General features: G+C 63.1%; 21 protein-coding genes. 20 read left to right on the top strand and 1 reads right to left on the bottom strand.

Annotated elements, in window-relative coordinates; all coding sequences use genetic code 11:
- The 9 genes from E8E78_RS15990 to E8E78_RS15950 all read left to right on the top strand — a co-directional run.
- Positions 1-804 (top strand): hypothetical protein (locus E8E78_RS15990; protein ID WP_280337118.1); only part of this gene is annotated, 804 nt, incomplete at its 5' end.
- A 92-nt stretch (positions 805-896) separates the two neighbouring features.
- Positions 897-1,112, top strand: coding sequence for an AlpA family transcriptional regulator (locus tag E8E78_RS15985; protein WP_010799440.1), 216 nt, complete (start codon positions 897-899; stop codon positions 1,110-1,112).
- A gap of 4 nt (positions 1,113-1,116) precedes the next feature.
- Positions 1,117-2,004: a ParA family protein gene (locus E8E78_RS15980; RefSeq protein WP_280337073.1), complete on the top strand. Its 888-nt coding sequence runs from the start codon at positions 1,117-1,119 to the stop codon at positions 2,002-2,004.
- 89 nt (positions 2,005-2,093) lie between these two features.
- Positions 2,094-3,665 (top strand): ParB family protein, encoded by a 1,572-nt coding sequence (locus E8E78_RS15975; protein ID WP_280311639.1) that lies wholly within the window; start codon positions 2,094-2,096, stop codon positions 3,663-3,665.
- A 16-nt stretch (positions 3,666-3,681) separates the two neighbouring features.
- The gene (locus E8E78_RS15970) at positions 3,682-4,233 is read left to right on the top strand and encodes a DUF2857 domain-containing protein (RefSeq protein ID WP_280337074.1); all 552 of its coding nucleotides are present in this window, start codon (positions 3,682-3,684) and stop codon (positions 4,231-4,233) included.
- Positions 4,227-5,420 carry an STY4528 family pathogenicity island replication protein gene (locus E8E78_RS15965; RefSeq protein WP_063423920.1) on the top strand — a complete coding sequence of 398 codons (1,194 nt, stop codon included), beginning with the start codon at positions 4,227-4,229 and terminating at the stop codon, positions 5,418-5,420. The genes E8E78_RS15970 and E8E78_RS15965 overlap by 7 nt, the downstream gene beginning before the upstream one ends.
- Positions 5,421-5,744: 324 nt before the next feature.
- On the top strand, positions 5,745-6,500 hold the full coding sequence (locus tag E8E78_RS15960) for a PFL_4669 family integrating conjugative element protein (RefSeq protein WP_179027763.1): 756 nt from the start codon (positions 5,745-5,747) through the stop codon (positions 6,498-6,500).
- Positions 6,497-7,000: a DUF3158 family protein gene (locus tag E8E78_RS15955; protein WP_179027764.1), complete on the top strand. Its 504-nt coding sequence runs from the start codon at positions 6,497-6,499 to the stop codon at positions 6,998-7,000. Before E8E78_RS15960 ends, E8E78_RS15955 begins: the two co-directional genes overlap by 4 nt.
- Positions 6,997-7,425 carry a single-stranded DNA-binding protein gene (locus tag E8E78_RS15950; RefSeq protein WP_179027765.1) on the top strand — a complete coding sequence of 143 codons (429 nt, stop codon included), beginning with the start codon at positions 6,997-6,999 and terminating at the stop codon, positions 7,423-7,425. The genes E8E78_RS15955 and E8E78_RS15950 overlap by 4 nt, the downstream gene beginning before the upstream one ends.
- A gap of 44 nt (positions 7,426-7,469) precedes the next feature.
- Here E8E78_RS15950 and E8E78_RS15945 read toward each other — a convergent pair whose 3' ends face one another.
- Positions 7,470-7,652 (bottom strand): hypothetical protein, encoded by a 183-nt coding sequence (locus E8E78_RS15945; protein WP_179027871.1) that lies wholly within the window; start codon positions 7,650-7,652, stop codon positions 7,470-7,472.
- 200 nt (positions 7,653-7,852) lie between these two features.
- Between E8E78_RS15945 and E8E78_RS15940 the strand changes: the two genes are divergently transcribed.
- From E8E78_RS15940 to E8E78_RS15890, 11 genes are all read left to right on the top strand, one after another.
- Positions 7,853-8,194: a helix-turn-helix transcriptional regulator gene (locus tag E8E78_RS15940; RefSeq protein WP_179027766.1), complete on the top strand. Its 342-nt coding sequence runs from the start codon at positions 7,853-7,855 to the stop codon at positions 8,192-8,194.
- Positions 8,195-8,305: 111 nt separating this feature from the next.
- Positions 8,306-10,285, top strand: a complete 1,980-nt coding sequence (locus E8E78_RS15935) for a DNA topoisomerase III (RefSeq protein WP_280337075.1) — start codon at positions 8,306-8,308, stop codon at positions 10,283-10,285.
- Positions 10,286-11,027: 742 nt separating this feature from the next.
- Complete coding sequence (locus E8E78_RS15930) at positions 11,028-11,540, top strand: STY4534 family ICE replication protein (RefSeq protein ID WP_280337076.1); 513 nt, start codon at positions 11,028-11,030, stop codon at positions 11,538-11,540.
- A gap of 61 nt (positions 11,541-11,601) precedes the next feature.
- Positions 11,602-11,859 (top strand): hypothetical protein, encoded by a 258-nt coding sequence (locus E8E78_RS15925; RefSeq protein ID WP_280337077.1) that lies wholly within the window; start codon positions 11,602-11,604, stop codon positions 11,857-11,859.
- A 62-nt stretch (positions 11,860-11,921) separates the two neighbouring features.
- Positions 11,922-12,416, top strand: a complete 495-nt coding sequence (locus E8E78_RS15920; RefSeq protein WP_280337117.1) for a JAB domain-containing protein — start codon at positions 11,922-11,924, stop codon at positions 12,414-12,416.
- 58 nt (positions 12,417-12,474) lie between these two features.
- Positions 12,475-13,191 (top strand): hypothetical protein, encoded by a 717-nt coding sequence (locus tag E8E78_RS15915; protein ID WP_280313772.1) that lies wholly within the window; start codon positions 12,475-12,477, stop codon positions 13,189-13,191.
- A 259-nt stretch (positions 13,192-13,450) separates the two neighbouring features.
- A complete protein-coding gene (locus tag E8E78_RS15910; RefSeq protein WP_280313771.1) occupies positions 13,451-13,840 on the top strand; it encodes a PilL N-terminal domain-containing protein in 390 nt (129 codons plus the stop codon).
- Positions 13,837-14,505 (top strand): hypothetical protein, encoded by a 669-nt coding sequence (locus E8E78_RS15905; RefSeq protein WP_280313770.1) that lies wholly within the window; start codon positions 13,837-13,839, stop codon positions 14,503-14,505. Before E8E78_RS15910 ends, E8E78_RS15905 begins: the two co-directional genes overlap by 4 nt.
- 10 nt (positions 14,506-14,515) lie before the next feature.
- Positions 14,516-15,232, top strand: coding sequence for a TIGR03759 family integrating conjugative element protein (locus tag E8E78_RS15900; protein ID WP_280313768.1), 717 nt, complete (start codon positions 14,516-14,518; stop codon positions 15,230-15,232).
- Positions 15,214-15,768 (top strand): transglycosylase, encoded by a 555-nt coding sequence (locus tag E8E78_RS15895; RefSeq protein ID WP_280313766.1) that lies wholly within the window; start codon positions 15,214-15,216, stop codon positions 15,766-15,768. Before E8E78_RS15900 ends, E8E78_RS15895 begins: the two co-directional genes overlap by 19 nt.
- 71 nt (positions 15,769-15,839) lie before the next feature.
- Positions 15,840-16,226 carry an integrating conjugative element protein gene (locus E8E78_RS15890; protein WP_280313765.1) on the top strand — a complete coding sequence of 129 codons (387 nt, stop codon included), beginning with the start codon at positions 15,840-15,842 and terminating at the stop codon, positions 16,224-16,226.

Here is a 16,226-nt window from a genome sequence, read left to right as displayed (position 1 = left end):
CCCCTGTCAGTGGTCAGGAGGATTTTCAGCAGGAGGCTGTTAGCTATGGACTCAGTTAGGAGCTGCTATCACCCTATCGATGCCGCCATCCTTTGGTGCGACCTCGCCAACCACACAGCGGAGATATTGCAGGTCGAGATTGCTCATTCCGGTGAGCTATTAAAGCATTTTCCACAGTGGCCCGACCTTCACTTTCATGTAGAACAAATATACGAGGCTGTAGCCTGCGGTGAGCTACCGGCAACCTTCTTAGGAGGTCCGATTACGCCTAACAACCCCTCCGAACGCGTGTATTGGTCTATTCGTCGGCCGGATCTACGGACGTGGTTTGCGCTGAACCACCCTGAAGATAAGCCCGCGTTTCTATTTCCCAAGAACACCGACCACCTTGAGTGCGTGAATCTCAGCGTTTTTTTGGCTGTGCAAGCCGAGCGAGACTTCTACGCGCGCGAATACGAAAAAATGCATCAGGCTTTTGATTCGCTCGTCGAAGAGATGGCTGCCTATAAAAAGCAAGAGCACGAATTGGCATCACAATTCGAGGCGGCTGGGCCTGCATCCGAGGCATCCACCAAGGTGCACCACACGATTATTGGGGCCCTGCTCGCGATCATGCTGGAAAAGTCGAAAAGCGGCCAACCGCGATCAATCTACAAGACCCAGACTGCGGTAGTCGATGCCATCACTACGCTGTTCCCCGGTATTGCTGGGTTGAGCAAACGCACCCTTGATCGGAAATTTGCACAGGCTCGCCGTCTGTTAGCCCAGGCGGTAGAGGCAGAACATCGAATTGCCAGGCAATGACCGCCATTGCCTGGCAATGATTTTCTAAACCAACGGGCCTTCACTGACTGTCACATCCCACTGCGCGCCACATGGCGCTAAGGAGTGACAGAATGCAACCTGCCAGCCCTGCCCCAGCTTCCGCCGATCGCCACATCATGCGCCGCGATGAGGTGGAACAAAAAACCGGCTTCAAACGCTCACACATCTACAACCTGATGAAGGCCGGACTATTCCCGCAATGCCGGCGCATCGGCACCCGTGCGGTCGGTTGGGACTCGCTGGAGATCGAGCAGTGGGTTCAGGATCGCCTGTCTGTTCGGGAGTAGTGCCATGAAAGTCCTTTCGCTGATCTCGACCAAGGGCGGCGCCGGCAAGACCACGGTTGCCGCCAACCTCGGCGGCCTACTTGCCGACGCCGGCTTGCAGGTGCTGCTGCTCGACCTGGACAGTCAACCGACGTTGTCCAGCTACTACGCCCTGTGCGAGTCACGTGAAGCGGGCAGCTACGAACTGATCTCGCAGCGGCTCACGGTTGCCGAGCAGATCATTTCCGTCACCGCTATCCCGCGGCTTGAACTGATCGTTTCCAACGACCGCGCGGGCCACCTGGGCACCGTACTGCTGCACGCGCCCGATGGCCGACTGCGCCTGCGCAACCTGCTACCCGCATTTGCCGATCAGTACGATGTGCTGATCGTCGACACCCAGGGCGCGCGCAGCGTGGTGGTGGAAATGGCCATCCTCGCCTCCGATTGTGCGCTATGCCCGTTGCCACCGGAAATGCTCGCGGCACGCGAACTGCGCCGCGGCACGCTCGGCCTGTTCGAAGAGCTGGAACCCTACCGCTACCTTGGCGTGGACTTGCCCCCGGTGAAACTGCTGCTCAATCAGGTGAACGCCAATCGGCGGGACACCTGCCTGATCATGCAGAGCCTGCGCAACACCTTTGCCGCCGACCCGCATGTCAGCGTCTGCAACACGGTGATTCCCGATCGCGTCGCGTACCTCAATGCCGCGTCATTGGGACTGCCGGTGCATCGGGTCGAGTCGAAAGCCGCCCCTCGATCGCGCAGTCGCTGCGCGGCCGATGTCATGCGGGCACTGGCCAATGAACTGTTCCCTGAGTGGGAGCAGCGACTGGCCCAGACCAGGATCCGTGCGCGCTCTTATCCCAACAGCGTTGCCTCAGTGGAATGCATCACCGGCCGACCAGCTTAGTGCCACGTTCATCCCTCGCTGCCTCACTCACGCGGCCGATCGGAAAGGCCTGGGCAGTCCGTCTGCATTGACAGATCAAGGGCAAGTTCATGAAACCGCCAACCTCCGAAGACATCACGCGCCAGCTCCAGCACGGGCACTTCCCACAGCGGGTAACACAGCTGCCGCCCACCGATCCCGACTGCGATACACCGATGGTCGTGACCCTGGAGCAACTGCGGCCCTACGAGCACAACCCGCGCTTCATCCGTAACCCGTTATACGAGGAATTGAAGGCCTCCATCCGCGACCGCGGCCTGGATCAGCCCCCGTCCATCACACGCAGACCCGGTGAGCCGCAGTTCATCATCCGCAACGGTGGCAACACCCGCCTGAGTATCCTCGGTGAGCTGTGGCAGGAAACCCGCGAGGACCGCTTCTTCCGCATCCACTGCTTGTTTCGCCCCTGGCAGTCGGAACTGCATACGCTGCTGGGCCATCTGGCCGAAAGTGACCTGCACGGCCAACTCACCTTCATCGAGCGTGCACTGGCCGTGGCCAAGTTCCGCGACATGCTGCTGATAGACGGCAGTAGCCTGAGTCAACGCGAACTGGCGGCGCAACTATCCGCCGGCGGCTACCCGATCTCGCAATCGCACATCAGCCGGATGCTGGACACGCTGGAGCACCTGCTGCCGGCTATCCCGCAGACCTTGTACGCCGGCTTAGGCAGACCTTCGATCGAGCGAACCCTTAGCCTGCGTCGACGTGCCGAATCGGTGTGGAATCGATACGTTGCGACACAGTTGGATTTCACCGCGCTATGGTTGGAGGTGCTGTCCACGTTCGACTGCACAACCGCCGAGCTGGACACCGCCGAGCTGCAGGACGAACTGCTCGCACAGATGGCGAAATCCTTGGACCAGTCACCACGCCTGCTGGCGTTGGAGCTGATCCAGGATAGTGGCCAACCATCACGTCAGCCACTTACGTCCGGCATGTCCCTGTCTCCCCCGCTGAGCGTGGGCCAAGACACCGATGCTACTTCCGGCAGTGAGCCTGAATCTCCCACGGGGCTCCACTCACCGGAACCGGCCTGCCCTCTGCAACCCGCTGACAGACAACCCGAACAGGCAGACCAGACGAAGCCTCCCGCCGCCGCCCGAGAACAGGTATATAGTCCAACTCCGCCACCGCCCGCTCGGCCTGCCAATCTCGGCAATGCTGGGCTTCAGTGCTTGCCCGACTCACTGGACACCATCTGGCCGATACCGCCGGCTCTGGAAGACCTGGTGCAACTGCGCCAAGCCTGCGCGCAGCTGGCCAGCGAACTGGCTGGCTACGCCAATGCACCACACATGGTCTGCGCCACGGAAGAAGGCCTGGGTTTCTCGTTGGCGCCCGATACAGCAACGCCTTCGACACCCCACCGCACCGGGATTCAGCTGCTGTTGGGCGCACTGTTGCGCGTGCAGGATGACGTTGCTTGGGAGCAACGGCAGCAACTTCCGGCAGCGCTGTTCGGCCAACTGCTGCTGGGTGCCTACGACCTGCCACTGATCGAGCGCCCACCGCTCGCGATCGGGATTGAGCGGCTCCCCGATCCTCAATTGGCGCAACTGTTTTCACTTATCCGGCTCTCTCGACGCCTGATCGAACTCACGCTGTCGTCCACCCGCTGACCCCCGGAGGTGCCGCATGAGCACGTCGTTCAATTTGCTGAACCACGCCATGTTGAACCAGGTCCTGCATGAGCTGCGCCATGGCCGGCTGCAACGGTGCAAGGCCTTGGGCCTCGGCGACGAGGACATCGAGGTGCTCCAGTCGCTGCCGCCCACCACCTTGTCCCACCTGGCGCATACCACGATCGCCTGGGTCGAGATCAAGGTCGACACCACGGTGCTGCGTCGCCTGATCGCCCAGGCCGAACGCGACGAACTGAACGAGCGGCTGATCAACCGTGCCCTCAAGCTTGGGGCGAGCTCGAACATCATGTACCGCTGCTTCGGCCTCGACCACTCCGACACGGCGTTGCGTCGGCGAATCCTGAAGATCGAGACCCATCGCGGCCGCCCTGTCCAGCTCAGCGAAGCCCAGGAACATGCCGTGTGGAACCGTTGGCGCCAGTTGCGAGCTGAAGATCCGGACAGCGAGCCGCTGGACGCGATGATGATGCTGGCCGAGGAACAACAGATCAGCCTGACCCTGATTTGGCAGCAGATCGAGCTATACGGAGGTATCCCATGCTGAACTTCTACACCGTGGACTGGGCTGATGTGGTGCGCCAGAGCATGGTCACGCTCAAGCGTTGTCTGGAGCAGGCCGAACAAGCCAGGGCCGCCCGTGCGCTGGCTGAGGGGCCATGCTTCGTGTACTACGGCAGCCACGATCCGTTACCGCGGGGATTGCTGCAGGATCGCCGGCTCACACCCGTGGAGCGCAATCTCTGGTTGGTGCTGCGCTGGTTGATCACCGAACGGCAAATGCGTACCCCACGGTATCAGGACCTTCAGCCGTACCTGGCGACCAGCCCCTGTGGTGCGCAGGCTTCACGCGAGACCATCGCCCGCGCGCTGAACGTGCTGCGCGCTACCCGCTGGCTCAGCCTGAGCGAACGATATCGCGATTCGCAGGGTTGCCTGCGCGGCTGTGTCTACGTACTGCACGACGCGCCGCTGTCACCCGCACAAGCCATCGACCAAGATGCCGGTTACCTGCCCCTGATCTGCCAAAACCTGTCCCATGCCACCAAAGGCGTGCGCGATCTCGCTCAACACCTCCTCCAGGAGCTACGGGCGGATCCAGAGGTGACTGACGAGGCCTTGGCCATGATGGCTTCGCTCCCCGCATCAGGCGCTCAACAGGCCTTGCCGCTGCAGGACGACAGCCATGCCGAGCATTCCGAACGAGGCGAGGCGTACAGCGTTCGGTTTGCCACAGCGTCCTCGACCGATTCCGAACCCAGCGCGAATGTCCCGGCTCCGGCTGCCGTTCGGATTCCAGCGCACGACCGTACCGTACAAAAACAAAGCAAAAAAAGTACAGTACCGCCCGCCTCGGCCAGTGGCAGCGCCGCTTGGCCAGAGGGTCTGCAGTTGAGCCCGACTGAACAGCGCCGGGCAGTCCAGGCGCTGCGCCAGCTCGAGCCCGAACAGCGACAAGCGGTGATCAATGAAGCAGCCGTTCGCTGCAGCCGCGGCGACATTCGCAAGCCGATTGCATATCTGTTGGGGCTGATCAAGCGGGCGTGCCAAGGGGACTTCACCCTGTGGGCCGCCCGTAGCGATGCCCCGCTAGCACCGCGCAAGCGCATTCGCCCGCCAGAGCCAGCTGATGAGCGCTCACGGGAGTCCGGAAGCCGGGTGGCCTCGCCGCTGGCCAAGGCGTACCTAGAGCAGCTCAAGCTTCGCTGCGGTGTCGTGAGCGGGGCAACGTAACAGCGCGCTGAGTCTTCCAGGTCTCCAACGTTCAGCGGACCGCAATGGATTTGATCACAGTGGCATCACTCCAGTGACGTCTTCTAGCCAGACACAATCGCTCGAGGAGTGTGATCTGCGTGATGGGTGTAAGGTCGCAGCTTTGACCAATGCCAAGATGAAATAGTTAGCTGCGTTGGCACTCAGCGGATTTGATCACAGTGGCATCAATGTGAGGACCTTCGAGAGTAGGGGCAATGTGAGCCCATCGCGTTCACATTGATCACTGCCAGGTTGCCCGAGAGCGCAGATCGTCGGCGTCATTCCGACGGCGAGGATCTGGCAATGGTCGACCACTACCAGCTCAACCTGGGTTCACTGCGCAGCAGCATCACCCTCACCCTGCACACGCATCACGCAGCACGACTGTGGCAAGGCCGTGCCGCACGCGAAGGCGTGTTCGGCATCATGGGTATGGCGGGCTACATCAGCGTGACCAACCTGCTCAAGCAGGCGAGCAGTCAGGACGACCCCTTCGCCGACTGGTTCATGCTGCAACTCGAAGACAAGGTACTGCAGGCCAAGGCCGAGCTGCTGACATTGACCGAGCAAGTCAAACTGGTCGAACGGGATTTACCCACCCAGGTCAGCGTTGGCGACAACCTGAACATCCACCCTGTCACCCTGCCCTTGTTCATCGGCAGCCAGCTGGGGTTTCTCGCCGTCTACCTGCTGACCGACTACGACAGCCTGGTGCGTCGCGTGCTGCTCGCCCACCACACCGCGCTGATCGGCCGGGTCGACATGGAACACTGGATCGATCGTGGCGCCCACCTGCTGCGCAGTCTGTTCAGCATGGCGCAGCAGTATCGACTGGCCGGGGTCAGCCGGGATGACATGGCCGCCAACAACGCCCGCGCCCGCGAGGCCATCGACAAGTTCGGCACCCCACCTCAGGACATTCTCGAAGGTACGCGACGCTCGCAATTTGCGCCGCCCATCGTGCGCGCCGCCAAGCCCGCACTGCCCGCTGAGACCGATCAACTTGATGACGACGTGGAACCTTCGCCCGGCGCCCCCGCCGAAGGCGGTGCAGCATGACCCTGGCCGAAGCGATCGCCCATTGCCTGTCATCCGAGGCCTATCGCGAGTTTGAACACAGTGCCTCTCTAAAAGGCCTTTTAAAGCCTTTTAAGGGTAAGGGGGAGCTGTTCCAGTACGCCGAGACAATCAAACAGCTGCGCGGCGAACTCGAGACGCTGATGGCCGCGATGCTGGCGATCATGGCGCAGCCACCCTTCTCGTTACTCGAGTTGCGACTGAGTGTCCAGCACAGCTCCCAGGGCGCATGCTTCCTCCGCTGGCGCAGCCCGGACTTCAAGCGCATGGGCGTGGAGGTCTGGGAGCAGGTGATGGCGCATCCGTTGCTGCAGCCGGAGTTGCGCCAGGCGCTGTACCAGCTGGAGGCCAACCGGATCGTCCTCAACCTGCAGATGAGCAGCCTGAACTCGCTCTATCGCCAGGTCCTCATGGGCGCCCTCAAGCTCGCGTATGCCGATGACGTCCTTTTCGATACCACCACCGAGGAGAAACACCCATGAGCACGTTCTTTGTTGGCGAAGGCAATATCGGCAGTCCCCCTGAGTTTCAGGAGTTCAACAACAACCCGGACGAGCCAAAGCGGCTGCTGCGGTTGAATGTCTATTTCGACAATCCGGTACCGCGCGAGGGCGGCTATGAAGATCGCGGCGGCTATTGGGCGCCGGTCGAGCTCTGGCACCGCGATGCCGAACACTGGAGCACCTTGTACCAGAAAGGTATGCGCGTCCTGGTCATGGGCCGAACGGTCAAGGATGAGTGGGAAGACAGCGAGGACAATGCCCGGGTGACATTCAAGGTTGAGGCGCGGCACATCGGCATCCTGCCGCATCGTCTGGCCGGCGTATCCATGCGCGAAAAGGCCAGTGACAGTGGGGGCAGCAGCCGCAAGCCGGCCGGCAAGAAAACCACCCGCAAGTCGACCTGAGCGGGTGGACGTCAGTGGAACCGTGCCCTTCAGCGCGATACTGCTCAGTCGCGGGGCCCCACGCGGCGGGCGACGCCATGCAGGTCGTCCCCCTCGATCAACCCTTTGACCTCCGCCAGGTACTGGTCCAGGGCAAGGAACGCCCGCCAGTGCGCGGGCGCTTCCTTGACCCACGCGATCAACCTGGCCCTCGCCGCCTGATCGTCCGGTTCCTGATGGGTAGCCATGAACAACTCGCAGGCCTTGATCGCTAACGCATCCGCTTCATGCTGCTCACGTTCGTCCAATCCGCTATCTCCGTGTGACGGTCAGGTCACCGTACTCTCATTGGGTGATACGCCCTGATAGGTCGATAGTCAACCGTTCAGGGCGTTCATATCTTCGGGTGGCTGGTCAACCAAACGGGTTGAATTGGAGAGCCGCCCCGTTGCCAGTCAAAGAGCCTAGCCCACAACACATCGGCCGCCAGTTGGCCAAGTACCGCCGTGCCCAGGGCTTTACCCAGGCGCAAGTCGGTGAGCGCCTCGAGATCGGTACCGAAGCGGTGTCGCGCATGGAGCGTGGCAAGGTCGAGCTGACCGTGCCCAAGCTGCTGCAGTTGGCGGATATGTATGGATGTCCGGCCGATGAATTGCTGCTGGCCATCAGTCCTCGGCCACAGGACCAGGGGCAAAAGATTGCCCCACTGATCAAGGACCTTGGCGAGACGGACAAGCAATTTGCCTTGGACCTTCTGCAGACCGTGACCGCGCACCTCTCGCAACGGTAAGTCGCTCGCCGCTGGTGGTTACATCGATATGATCTCGACCAGTTCAGCTTTTCCCTAGCGCTCCCCTGTCACGCGACCACCCTGTCGGTACCTGACCGAGAGGGCCACGTCATGCGCCTCTACATTTGCGAAAAACCGTCCCAAGCCCGCGATATCGCTCGCGTGCTGCAGGCCCATCGTCACGGCGATGGCTGCCTGCAGGGCACGGGGGTGACCGTAACCTGGTGCGTGGGGCACTTGCTGGAGACCGCGCCGCCAGAAACCTATGGTCAACAGTTCAAGCGCTGGTCATTGGAGCACCTGCCGATCATCCCGCAGCACTGGCAACTGGTGGCGAAGCCCAAGGTGGCGGCGCAGCTGAAGGCGATCAGCCGGCTGCTGCAGAACTGCACCGAGGTGGTGATTGCCACCGATGCCGACCGCGAGGGCGAGATGATTGCCCGGGAGATCCTCGAACGCTGCCAGTATCAGGGGCCGATACTGCGCCTGTGGCTGTCCGCCCTCGACGACGCCTCGATCCGCCGGGCCCTGGCGGCGTTGCGGCCGGGTGAGCAAACCCTGCCGCTGTACCACGGTGCCCTCGCCCGGTCACGGGCCGATTGGCTGGTTGGCATCAACCTAAGTCGATTGTTCACCCTGCTCGGTCGCCGCGCCGGCTTCGACGGTACACTGCCCGTGGGCCGTGTACAGACACCGACCCTGCGCCTGGTGGTTGAACGTGACCGCGCCATCGCCAGCTTTGTCGCCCGGCCGTTCTGGACCATGGACGTTGTGCTGCGGGATGACGGGGCTGAGTTTGAGGCACGCTGGCAGCCACCTGCTGCACACTGCGATGATACCGGTCGCTGCGTTGATCAGGTGGCGGCCGAGCGGGCTGCCCGGCGCCTGGCAGCTGCGCGTTCAGCACACGTCGAGCGGGTCGACGTTGAACGCGTGACGGAGGGGCCGCCCTTGCCGTTCGACCTGGGCACGCTGCAGGAGGTCTGTTCGGCCAAACTCGGCCTGGGCGCGCAGGAAACCCTCAGTGTGGCGCAGGCACTGTACGAAACCCACAAAGTCACCACCTACCCTCGCAGCGATTGTGGCTACCTACCCGAGAGCATGCTGGACGAGGTACCGCGTGTACTAAAGGCCTTGGCCGCAGCCGACCCGATGCTTGGCCAGCGCTTCAAGGAACTCGATCCGACACGGCGGTCCCGCGCCTGGAACAGCAGCAAGGTCACCGCCCACCACGGCATCATCCCCACCGCCGTGGTGATCCCCCTGGATCAGTTGTCCGAGCGCGAGCGCGCCGTGTACACCCTGATCCGCGCCCGCTACCTGGCGCAGTTTCTGCCTCAACACGAATACCTGAAGACCCAGGTGCAGTTGCGCAGCCAGGCCGATCAGTTGCTGGCCCGCGGCAAGCAGATCCAGGTACGTGGCTGGAAGGCCGTGATCGACGAAGCCGACGCCAGCGAACCGACCGAGCAAACGCAGCGGCTCCCCACCTTGCAGGAAGGTGCGTCGGTTGGTGTGCGAGACGCCAAGGTCAACACGCAGCGCACCCAGCCGCCCAAACCCTACACCGAGGGCACACTGGTCAAGGCGATGAAAACCATCGCCAACCAGGTGGCCGACGTGCGCCTCAAGCAAACGTTGAAAGACAGCATTGGCATCGGCACCGAGGCCACCCGCGCCGCGATCATCCAGGGCCTGATCGATCACGGCTACTTGACCAAGAAAAAGCGCAGCCTAGCGGCCTCTGCGGCCGCCCACACGTTGATCGAGGCCGTTCCGCGTGAGGTGGCTGATCCGGTGATGACTGCGGTATGGGAACAGGCGCTGGCACGGATCGAGACCGGTCAGCTGAGTGTCGAGGCGTTTCTCGCCAAGCAATCGGCCTGGCTCACCCAGGTGGTGCGCAGCCAGGCCTCGTTGGACCTGCAGCTACCCCGTTCGAAAGGTCCAGCCTGCCCCGTGTGCCGAAGCCCCATGCGCCAGCGCAAAGGCCGCACCGGCAACTTCTGGTCCTGTGTGCGCTACCCCGACTGCAAGGGTACCAAGCCGTTGAAGGCCAGCGCGGCGCCCGCCAAACCGAAGCGTTCCTGACTGCTTGACGCTGGGGGCCGTCCCTGATGTAGTGAACAGGCCCCTCGCCGTTTGGCGACCCCAGGCCGATTCGCTCCGGGCAGCTCGGCCAGACTCGTTGAGTTCGGAGCCTCTTTCACCGCGCTGTATCGCTGTTCCAGATGTCCAAGGTTCTCGAGACGGATGACCCGTGCGACCTGCTGCAGGCTGCAGGGGTCATCCGCCTCGGCGACGATGCTCAGTGCCGGTGCCCGCCGGCGAAAAAACGGGCGCCGTTTGTGCGCGGATGCGTGCCAGTTATCCCGACCCAGGCCACGACAAGGGTCGGTTGATCAGGGTGACGCGACAGCTGAAGTGAAGCGATGACTTCGCTGTCAATGGGCCGGATCAAGGGTGGCCTCTCTGTTCCTAGCCCGACGACCGTTGGGCTATTTTTTTACGCGTTTGTGTCCACTGCGCTCCACTCATGTCCACACCTCTGAACCCAGTCAAAACCGCTGTTGACGAGCGCTGCGCACCGTTCTATAGATGAACTGCACCGCGCTGTCGTTGACAGCACCAGGTAGCCGGAACCTGCAAGGCTACGCTCTCTCCAGAGTGGTTCCTCCCAAAGTGCGACTAGCGTTCGGCGGCTCGCACGGTTATCGCTCCCCGCGATGATGAGCGCTCTTACACCACTGCTGTTGCACCTGACCTTCCCTTGCGGACTCACCCCCGCCAGGGCCGGTGAATATCCGCGTTTCTCGCAAACAGGAGATTCACCATGACCACGGCAAACACTGCTGCCCCCAGTACCTACTTCAACCTGCACACCCAAGGCATTGGTTACTTGAACCGCGTGCGTGAGGTGCCAGTGCGGCGAGGCCAGCCCTTTATGGCCTGCGACATTGCCGCCTTGCACGGTGCGTCGGATGACGTCGAGTACACCCGCTTCGACTGCAAGGTCGCTGGCGGTGAAGCCGAACGGCTGATCCGCGAACACCTCGAGGATGTCCGTGCCGAACGCAAGGTGCTGATCGCGTTTCGCATTGGCGACCTTTGGGTCGACGCCTTCACCTACGAGAAAGGTGAGCGCAAAGGCCAACCCGGTGCCAGCCTCAAAGGTCGGCTGATCTTCATCGAGTGGATCAAGGTCAACGGTCAGCTCACCTACAAAGCGCCAGATCGGCAGGATGCTTCCTCGGCAGAACTGCCGTCCGAAGCGGCAGAAGAGCATGCGCCGAATCCTTCACACAGTGCCGATCAGGCTCAGGACCAGGCCACGCAGCCTGCCTGAGACGGATGCTCCACCACAGAGGCGCTCGCATGAGCGCCTTTTCTTATCCCCGGAGGTTGCCATGGAGAGTTACTGGCTCTGTGAGGATTGCCTGCATGCCGTGGCCTACGACGACTTTAGCGCGCTGTCGCTGTACTACAGCGAGGTCGAAGTCGACCAGCGAATTGCGCAGATGCGTATCGAGCTGCAGGCGCTAATGCCGCTCAGCGCCGATTTCGATCCGCACACCGGCGTCGGCATCGACCCCTTCTCCACTCGCCCCTGCGAAGCCTGCCATTCCCCGTTGCACGGCACCCGTCATCGTTTCACCCGCCTGTGACCGCCTGATCCCACACACCGGAGGCCTCCTCCCGGAGCGCTTCTGCACACGAGGCTCTGCTCATGAACACGCCCTTGACCCTGGTCGAGCCCCTCGACCCCGCCCTGACCCAGCGCGCCCACGAAGATGCGTTGATCAACGAAGCTCTGCAGCTGCTGGACCAACGCTATTTCCAGCGCGGCGAAGTACTCATCACGCCAGCCGACGCCGCATCCTACCTGAAGCTGCGTCTAGCGCCTTATCACCACGAGGTGTTTGCCTTGCTCTATCTCGACTCACAGCACCGCGTGCTGGACTTCGAGGTGCTGTTTTTCGGCAGCATCGATGGGGCCTCGGTGTACCCCCGTGAAGTGGTGGTCAAGGCGCTGGCACACAACGCCGCCGCAGTCATCCTCAGCCACAACCACCCTTCCGGCTGCCCTGAGCCCAGCGGCGCCGACCGCGTGCTGACTACACGCCTGATCGAAGTGCTGGCGCTGGTCGAGGTCCGCGTTCTGGACCACATCATCGTTGGCGAAGGTCAGCCCCTGTCCCTGGCCGAATATGGCTGGATCTAACCCTCTCTCTCGCCACCGCCTGCATGGGGTGGCGTTCTCTTTTAACTGGAGCGCCACCATGCTCACCTCAACCCCCAACCCCTTTGCCCGCGGCTTCCATGCGCTCTCCTGCGAGCGCGTGGTCCAGATCCACTACGACGACCAGTGCCCACCCTGCTACCGTCCTCTGCACACCGCCCAGTTGGACCTGGACGACGATCACATCAACTGCCAGGCGTGCGTGTTCGATGACGACTGTGCCGTCATCACGGAAGGCCAGGATGTCTCTGGCTTCCTTCGCATGCAATTGCCCGCAGACGGCGTGGTCACCACTGTGCTGTACCAGGTCACCGCTGAGCGGCTGAGTGGCTCGGTACACGTTGGCGATCTTCCCAGCTTGGAAGCGGCGGAGCATGTGATGCAGCAGCTGTCCTTTGCCACCGGCCACTACAGCCGCAGCTGGGAGATCAGCTCATCCCATCTACCGGCCGAGGAGTACGTCTACCTTGAGCAGTTGGCCCGCAGCGAACGACCGGCCGGTTTCTTTGAATGCTTCCAGTTGGTCAGCAACCGATCCCTCGGCTGCAAACTGTACTCGACTCCCTGGCACCGCAGTGCCCATGTAGAAGGCTTCGGCTGCTCAGCGGCGGATGTCTGCATTCGCCTGTTGGATGAGCAGGTGCCAACGGTGTTGATGACCCTGTTGTTGCTGGCCGGCCAGGCCGACACGCGCTTCCTGGTGTTCGATCCCGATGCAGCCCCGCTGGCAGGACTGCCGGTGTTTGCTGACGATTGACCCAAGGCGCCCTGCAGGGCGCCTTTTTCATGTGTTGGGCTCGATAAACAGGGCGGGCAACTTCGGTTTTTCAGTGGGTGCACCTTGCGTGCGTTGCCAAGGTGTCGGCACCTACTGTCGAGACCTGCTCATGCCCACGCCCGCACTTCCTTACCTGGTCCTGATGCTCGCGCTGGCGGGCTGCAACACGTCGCCTGCTATCACCCCAGCGACAGCGCCACCCAAAGCCGCTCCAGCTCCGCCCCCCCCTTCCAAGCCGTTGTCAGAGTCACCAGCATGGGTCCACCAGGACCGCTACACCCTGGTCAACACGCGACCGACGCTGGAGCAACGCCAGCCACTGTTCCAGCTCATCACCGTGCAGATTGCGCCGGCGCTGCACGCGACGGTCGGTGATGCCCTGCACCACGTGTTGCAGCGCTCGGGCTACTCACTCTGCGCCAACCGCGCCGAAGTCACGACCTTGTTTAGCCACTCACTGCCGGCCGTACAACACCAGCTTGGGCCGATGGCGCTGCTGGACGCCTTGACCATCCTCGGCGGCCCGGCCTGGCGGCTCGTGATCGACCCGGTCGAACGCAGCGTGTGCTACGAACTTCGCGCACCGGTGCCCCTCCCACCTCACCCGCCAATGGAGATCGCGCCATGAAGGTCCATCACTTTCAGGCCCTGGTGCTCGGGGCTCTGTGCCTCGGCGCCGCCGTACTGGCCGCCGTGACCTACAACCACCAGCAACAACTGACCGCGCTCCTGGTCGCCGCTGATAATGCGCCAGCCGATCCAGCCCCGGCGCTGCGTCGGGAACTCGATGCACTCGACGCCACCCTCGCTGCACTTCCACCGCAAGTGAACGCGCTGGGCGAGCATCAGCGCCAACAGGACGCGACTTTCGCGACGCTGAGCAAACAGCTGGATGAGGTGAGCGCTTCGCTCAAGGCCATTGCAGCGGTGCCGCTGGGTCCGACCAAGGCCGATCTGGCCGCGCTGGAACAACGATTGGGCAACGCCGAAACCGCCGTCCAAGCCCTCGAGGCTCGACCGGCTCCGCCATCCGCACAGCCCCAGCCTGCAGCCCCCGCCAAATCGGCCGCCAAAGCCCAAGCCCCGACGCCGCCATTCACCTTGCTGGGTATCGAGACCCGTGGTGATGTCCGGTTTGTCTCGGCCCTGCCGGCCGGCGCGCACGCCCTGTCAACCGTCCACCTGCTGCAGCCCGGTGACAGTCTGAACGGCTGGCACCTCAAGGCCATTCGCGAGAACCAGGCCGAGTTCCAGGTGCGTGGCCTCGGCGAACGTTCGCTGTCCCTGCCGTAACGAGGTGCGTATGGTCCGGTTCACCACCCTCTCGTTGCTCCTACTCCCCATCTGCCTGGTAACAAGCCCAGGGTGGAGCGCACCCGCCACGGTTGAAACCGAGCAGCAGCCCAGCGAGCACGCCCCGCTGCAGCAAGCCCGTTCCGCAGCACAGGCCAAGGCCTGGGGGCTAACTGATGACGAATGGGCCGAGTTCGAGCGCCTGCAGAGCGGCCCACGCCAGTACTGGTCTCCGCAACTCGACCCGTTGACCACCCTGGGCGTGGAAGCCGACTCTGACCAGGAGCGTCAGCGCTACGCCGAGCTGCAGGTACGACTCGAAGCCAAGCGTGCCGCGCGCGAACTCGCCTATCAAAAAGCCTATTCCGCGGCCTGGGGACGTCTATTCCCGGGATTGCTGCCGGTTCAGGGAATGAGCGATGCCGCAGCCCCATCGAGCAACCCGCGCTATGCGGTGTTTGTGGAGGACCCGTGCTCGACCTGTCAGGCCAGCCTCCGCCAATGGCTGAGCACCGGCGCCCATCTGGACGTTTACTTGGTAGGCAGCCAGGGTGACGATGCGCGCATTCAGCAATGGGCGCGCAAGGTGGGCATTACCCCTGCCCAGGTTGGCAGCGGCCAAGTCACGCTCAATCACGACCGCGGCCGCTGGTTCGCCCTCGGCGCCAACCGCCCACTGCCCGCGCGGTTTCAACAGGTGGAAGGGAAATGGCAACGCGTCGACTGACCCTCGCCCTGGCCCTGATGGGGGTGACTGCCGCCCATGCAGGCAGCCTACCTCCACCGGCGTACCAGTTGGCCGCCGCCCAGGCCGGCATTCCGGCCTCGGTGCTGTTCGCCATTGCCCAGCAGGAGAGCGGCACGCCGCTGCGTGGTCGGCTTGTTCCCTGGCCGTGGACCTTGAATGTGGCCGGCACGCCGCAGCGTTTCGCCACTCGCGACCAGGCCTGCTCCGCACTCACCGTGGCGCTCACCCGGCATGACCCCAAGCGCATCGATGTCGGCCTAGGACAAACCAACCTGGGTTACCACCCGGAGCGTTACCTCACCGCCTGCGATGCCCTCGATCCGCGTAGCAACCTCGCCGTCACCGCCGACCTGCTGCGTGAGCACTACGCCGACGTCGGTGACTGGGTCATGGCCGCAGGCCGCTACCACCGGCCTGCGGGTGGCGCCCCGGCGGCGCGCTACCGCACGCAGTTCAGCCAGCACTGGCAGCGCATTGAAGCCGCCACGTCCAGCCGTGGAGGACCGCGCTCATGATTGAGCTTCGCCGGGGCGGACTGATCAGCAGGTTGGTGTGGTCGTTAGCTGTCGGGACATGGCTTGGGCCAATGGCCCCAGCCCTGGCCGCTGAATCGGCCACACCGGTCGAACGGCCCGATCCACGCACACTGAACTGGGTATTGCCGGTGCACAGCGCGCGCCTCACGCCGGGTGAGGTGCCGCGCAGAGCATTGGATCTGCCAGGCATGGTCCCGCTGTTCTTGGTTGGTGCGGACGCCGCCTCATTGGCCTGGCTGGCGCAGCACGCGCCGGCCTTGAAGCGGTTGGGCGCCAACGGCCTGGCCGTTGAGGTCGCCGATGCGGCGGCGCTGCGGCGCATCCAGGCTATAGCACCTGGTTTGGCCATCTGGCCGGTCAGTGGCGACGACATTGCCGAGCGGCTGGAGCTGGAGCACTACCCCGTGCTGATCACACCGACTGGCTTGGAGCAGTGA

Source organism: Pseudomonas sp. BN505 (genome assembly GCF_029873175.1).
In the GTDB taxonomy this organism is placed as follows: Bacteria; Pseudomonadota; Gammaproteobacteria; order Pseudomonadales; family Pseudomonadaceae; genus Aquipseudomonas; species Aquipseudomonas putida.
The sequence above is the reverse complement of the archived record's forward strand: the minus strand, read 5'-3'. Positions and strand labels throughout refer to the sequence as shown.

Bases quoted from the DNA above. Each gene is read 5' to 3' on its own strand.
- E8E78_RS15900 (WP_280313768.1), top strand. From the start codon at position 14,516: ATGGTCCGGTTCACCACCCTCTCGTTGCTCCTACTCCCCATCTGCCTG.
- E8E78_RS15935 (WP_280337075.1), top strand. From the start codon at position 8,306: ATGCGCCTCTACATTTGCGAAAAACCGTCCCAAGCCCGCGATATCGCT.
- E8E78_RS15950 (WP_179027765.1), top strand. From the start codon at position 6,997: ATGAGCACGTTCTTTGTTGGCGAAGGCAATATCGGCAGTCCCCCTGAG.
- E8E78_RS15980 (WP_280337073.1), top strand. From the start codon at position 1,117: ATGAAAGTCCTTTCGCTGATCTCGACCAAGGGCGGCGCCGGCAAGACC.
- E8E78_RS15920 (WP_280337117.1), top strand. From the start codon at position 11,922: ATGAACACGCCCTTGACCCTGGTCGAGCCCCTCGACCCCGCCCTGACC.
- E8E78_RS15890 (WP_280313765.1), top strand. From the start codon at position 15,840: ATGGCCCCAGCCCTGGCCGCTGAATCGGCCACACCGGTCGAACGGCCC.
- E8E78_RS15955 (WP_179027764.1), top strand. From the start codon at position 6,497: ATGACCCTGGCCGAAGCGATCGCCCATTGCCTGTCATCCGAGGCCTAT.
- E8E78_RS15915 (WP_280313772.1), top strand. From the start codon at position 12,475: ATGCTCACCTCAACCCCCAACCCCTTTGCCCGCGGCTTCCATGCGCTC.
- E8E78_RS15985 (WP_010799440.1), top strand. From the start codon at position 897: ATGCAACCTGCCAGCCCTGCCCCAGCTTCCGCCGATCGCCACATCATG.
- E8E78_RS15925 (WP_280337077.1), top strand. From the start codon at position 11,602: ATGGAGAGTTACTGGCTCTGTGAGGATTGCCTGCATGCCGTGGCCTAC.
- E8E78_RS15905 (WP_280313770.1), top strand. From the start codon at position 13,837: ATGAAGGTCCATCACTTTCAGGCCCTGGTGCTCGGGGCTCTGTGCCTC.
- E8E78_RS15960 (WP_179027763.1), top strand. From the start codon at position 5,745: ATGGTCGACCACTACCAGCTCAACCTGGGTTCACTGCGCAGCAGCATC.
- E8E78_RS15970 (WP_280337074.1), top strand. From the start codon at position 3,682: ATGAGCACGTCGTTCAATTTGCTGAACCACGCCATGTTGAACCAGGTC.
- E8E78_RS15945 (WP_179027871.1), bottom strand. From the start codon at position 7,652: ATGGCTACCCATCAGGAACCGGACGATCAGGCGGCGAGGGCCAGGTTG.
- E8E78_RS15930 (WP_280337076.1), top strand. From the start codon at position 11,028: ATGACCACGGCAAACACTGCTGCCCCCAGTACCTACTTCAACCTGCAC.
- E8E78_RS15895 (WP_280313766.1), top strand. From the start codon at position 15,214: ATGGCAACGCGTCGACTGACCCTCGCCCTGGCCCTGATGGGGGTGACT.
- E8E78_RS15975 (WP_280311639.1), top strand. From the start codon at position 2,094: ATGAAACCGCCAACCTCCGAAGACATCACGCGCCAGCTCCAGCACGGG.
- E8E78_RS15965 (WP_063423920.1), top strand. From the start codon at position 4,227: ATGCTGAACTTCTACACCGTGGACTGGGCTGATGTGGTGCGCCAGAGC.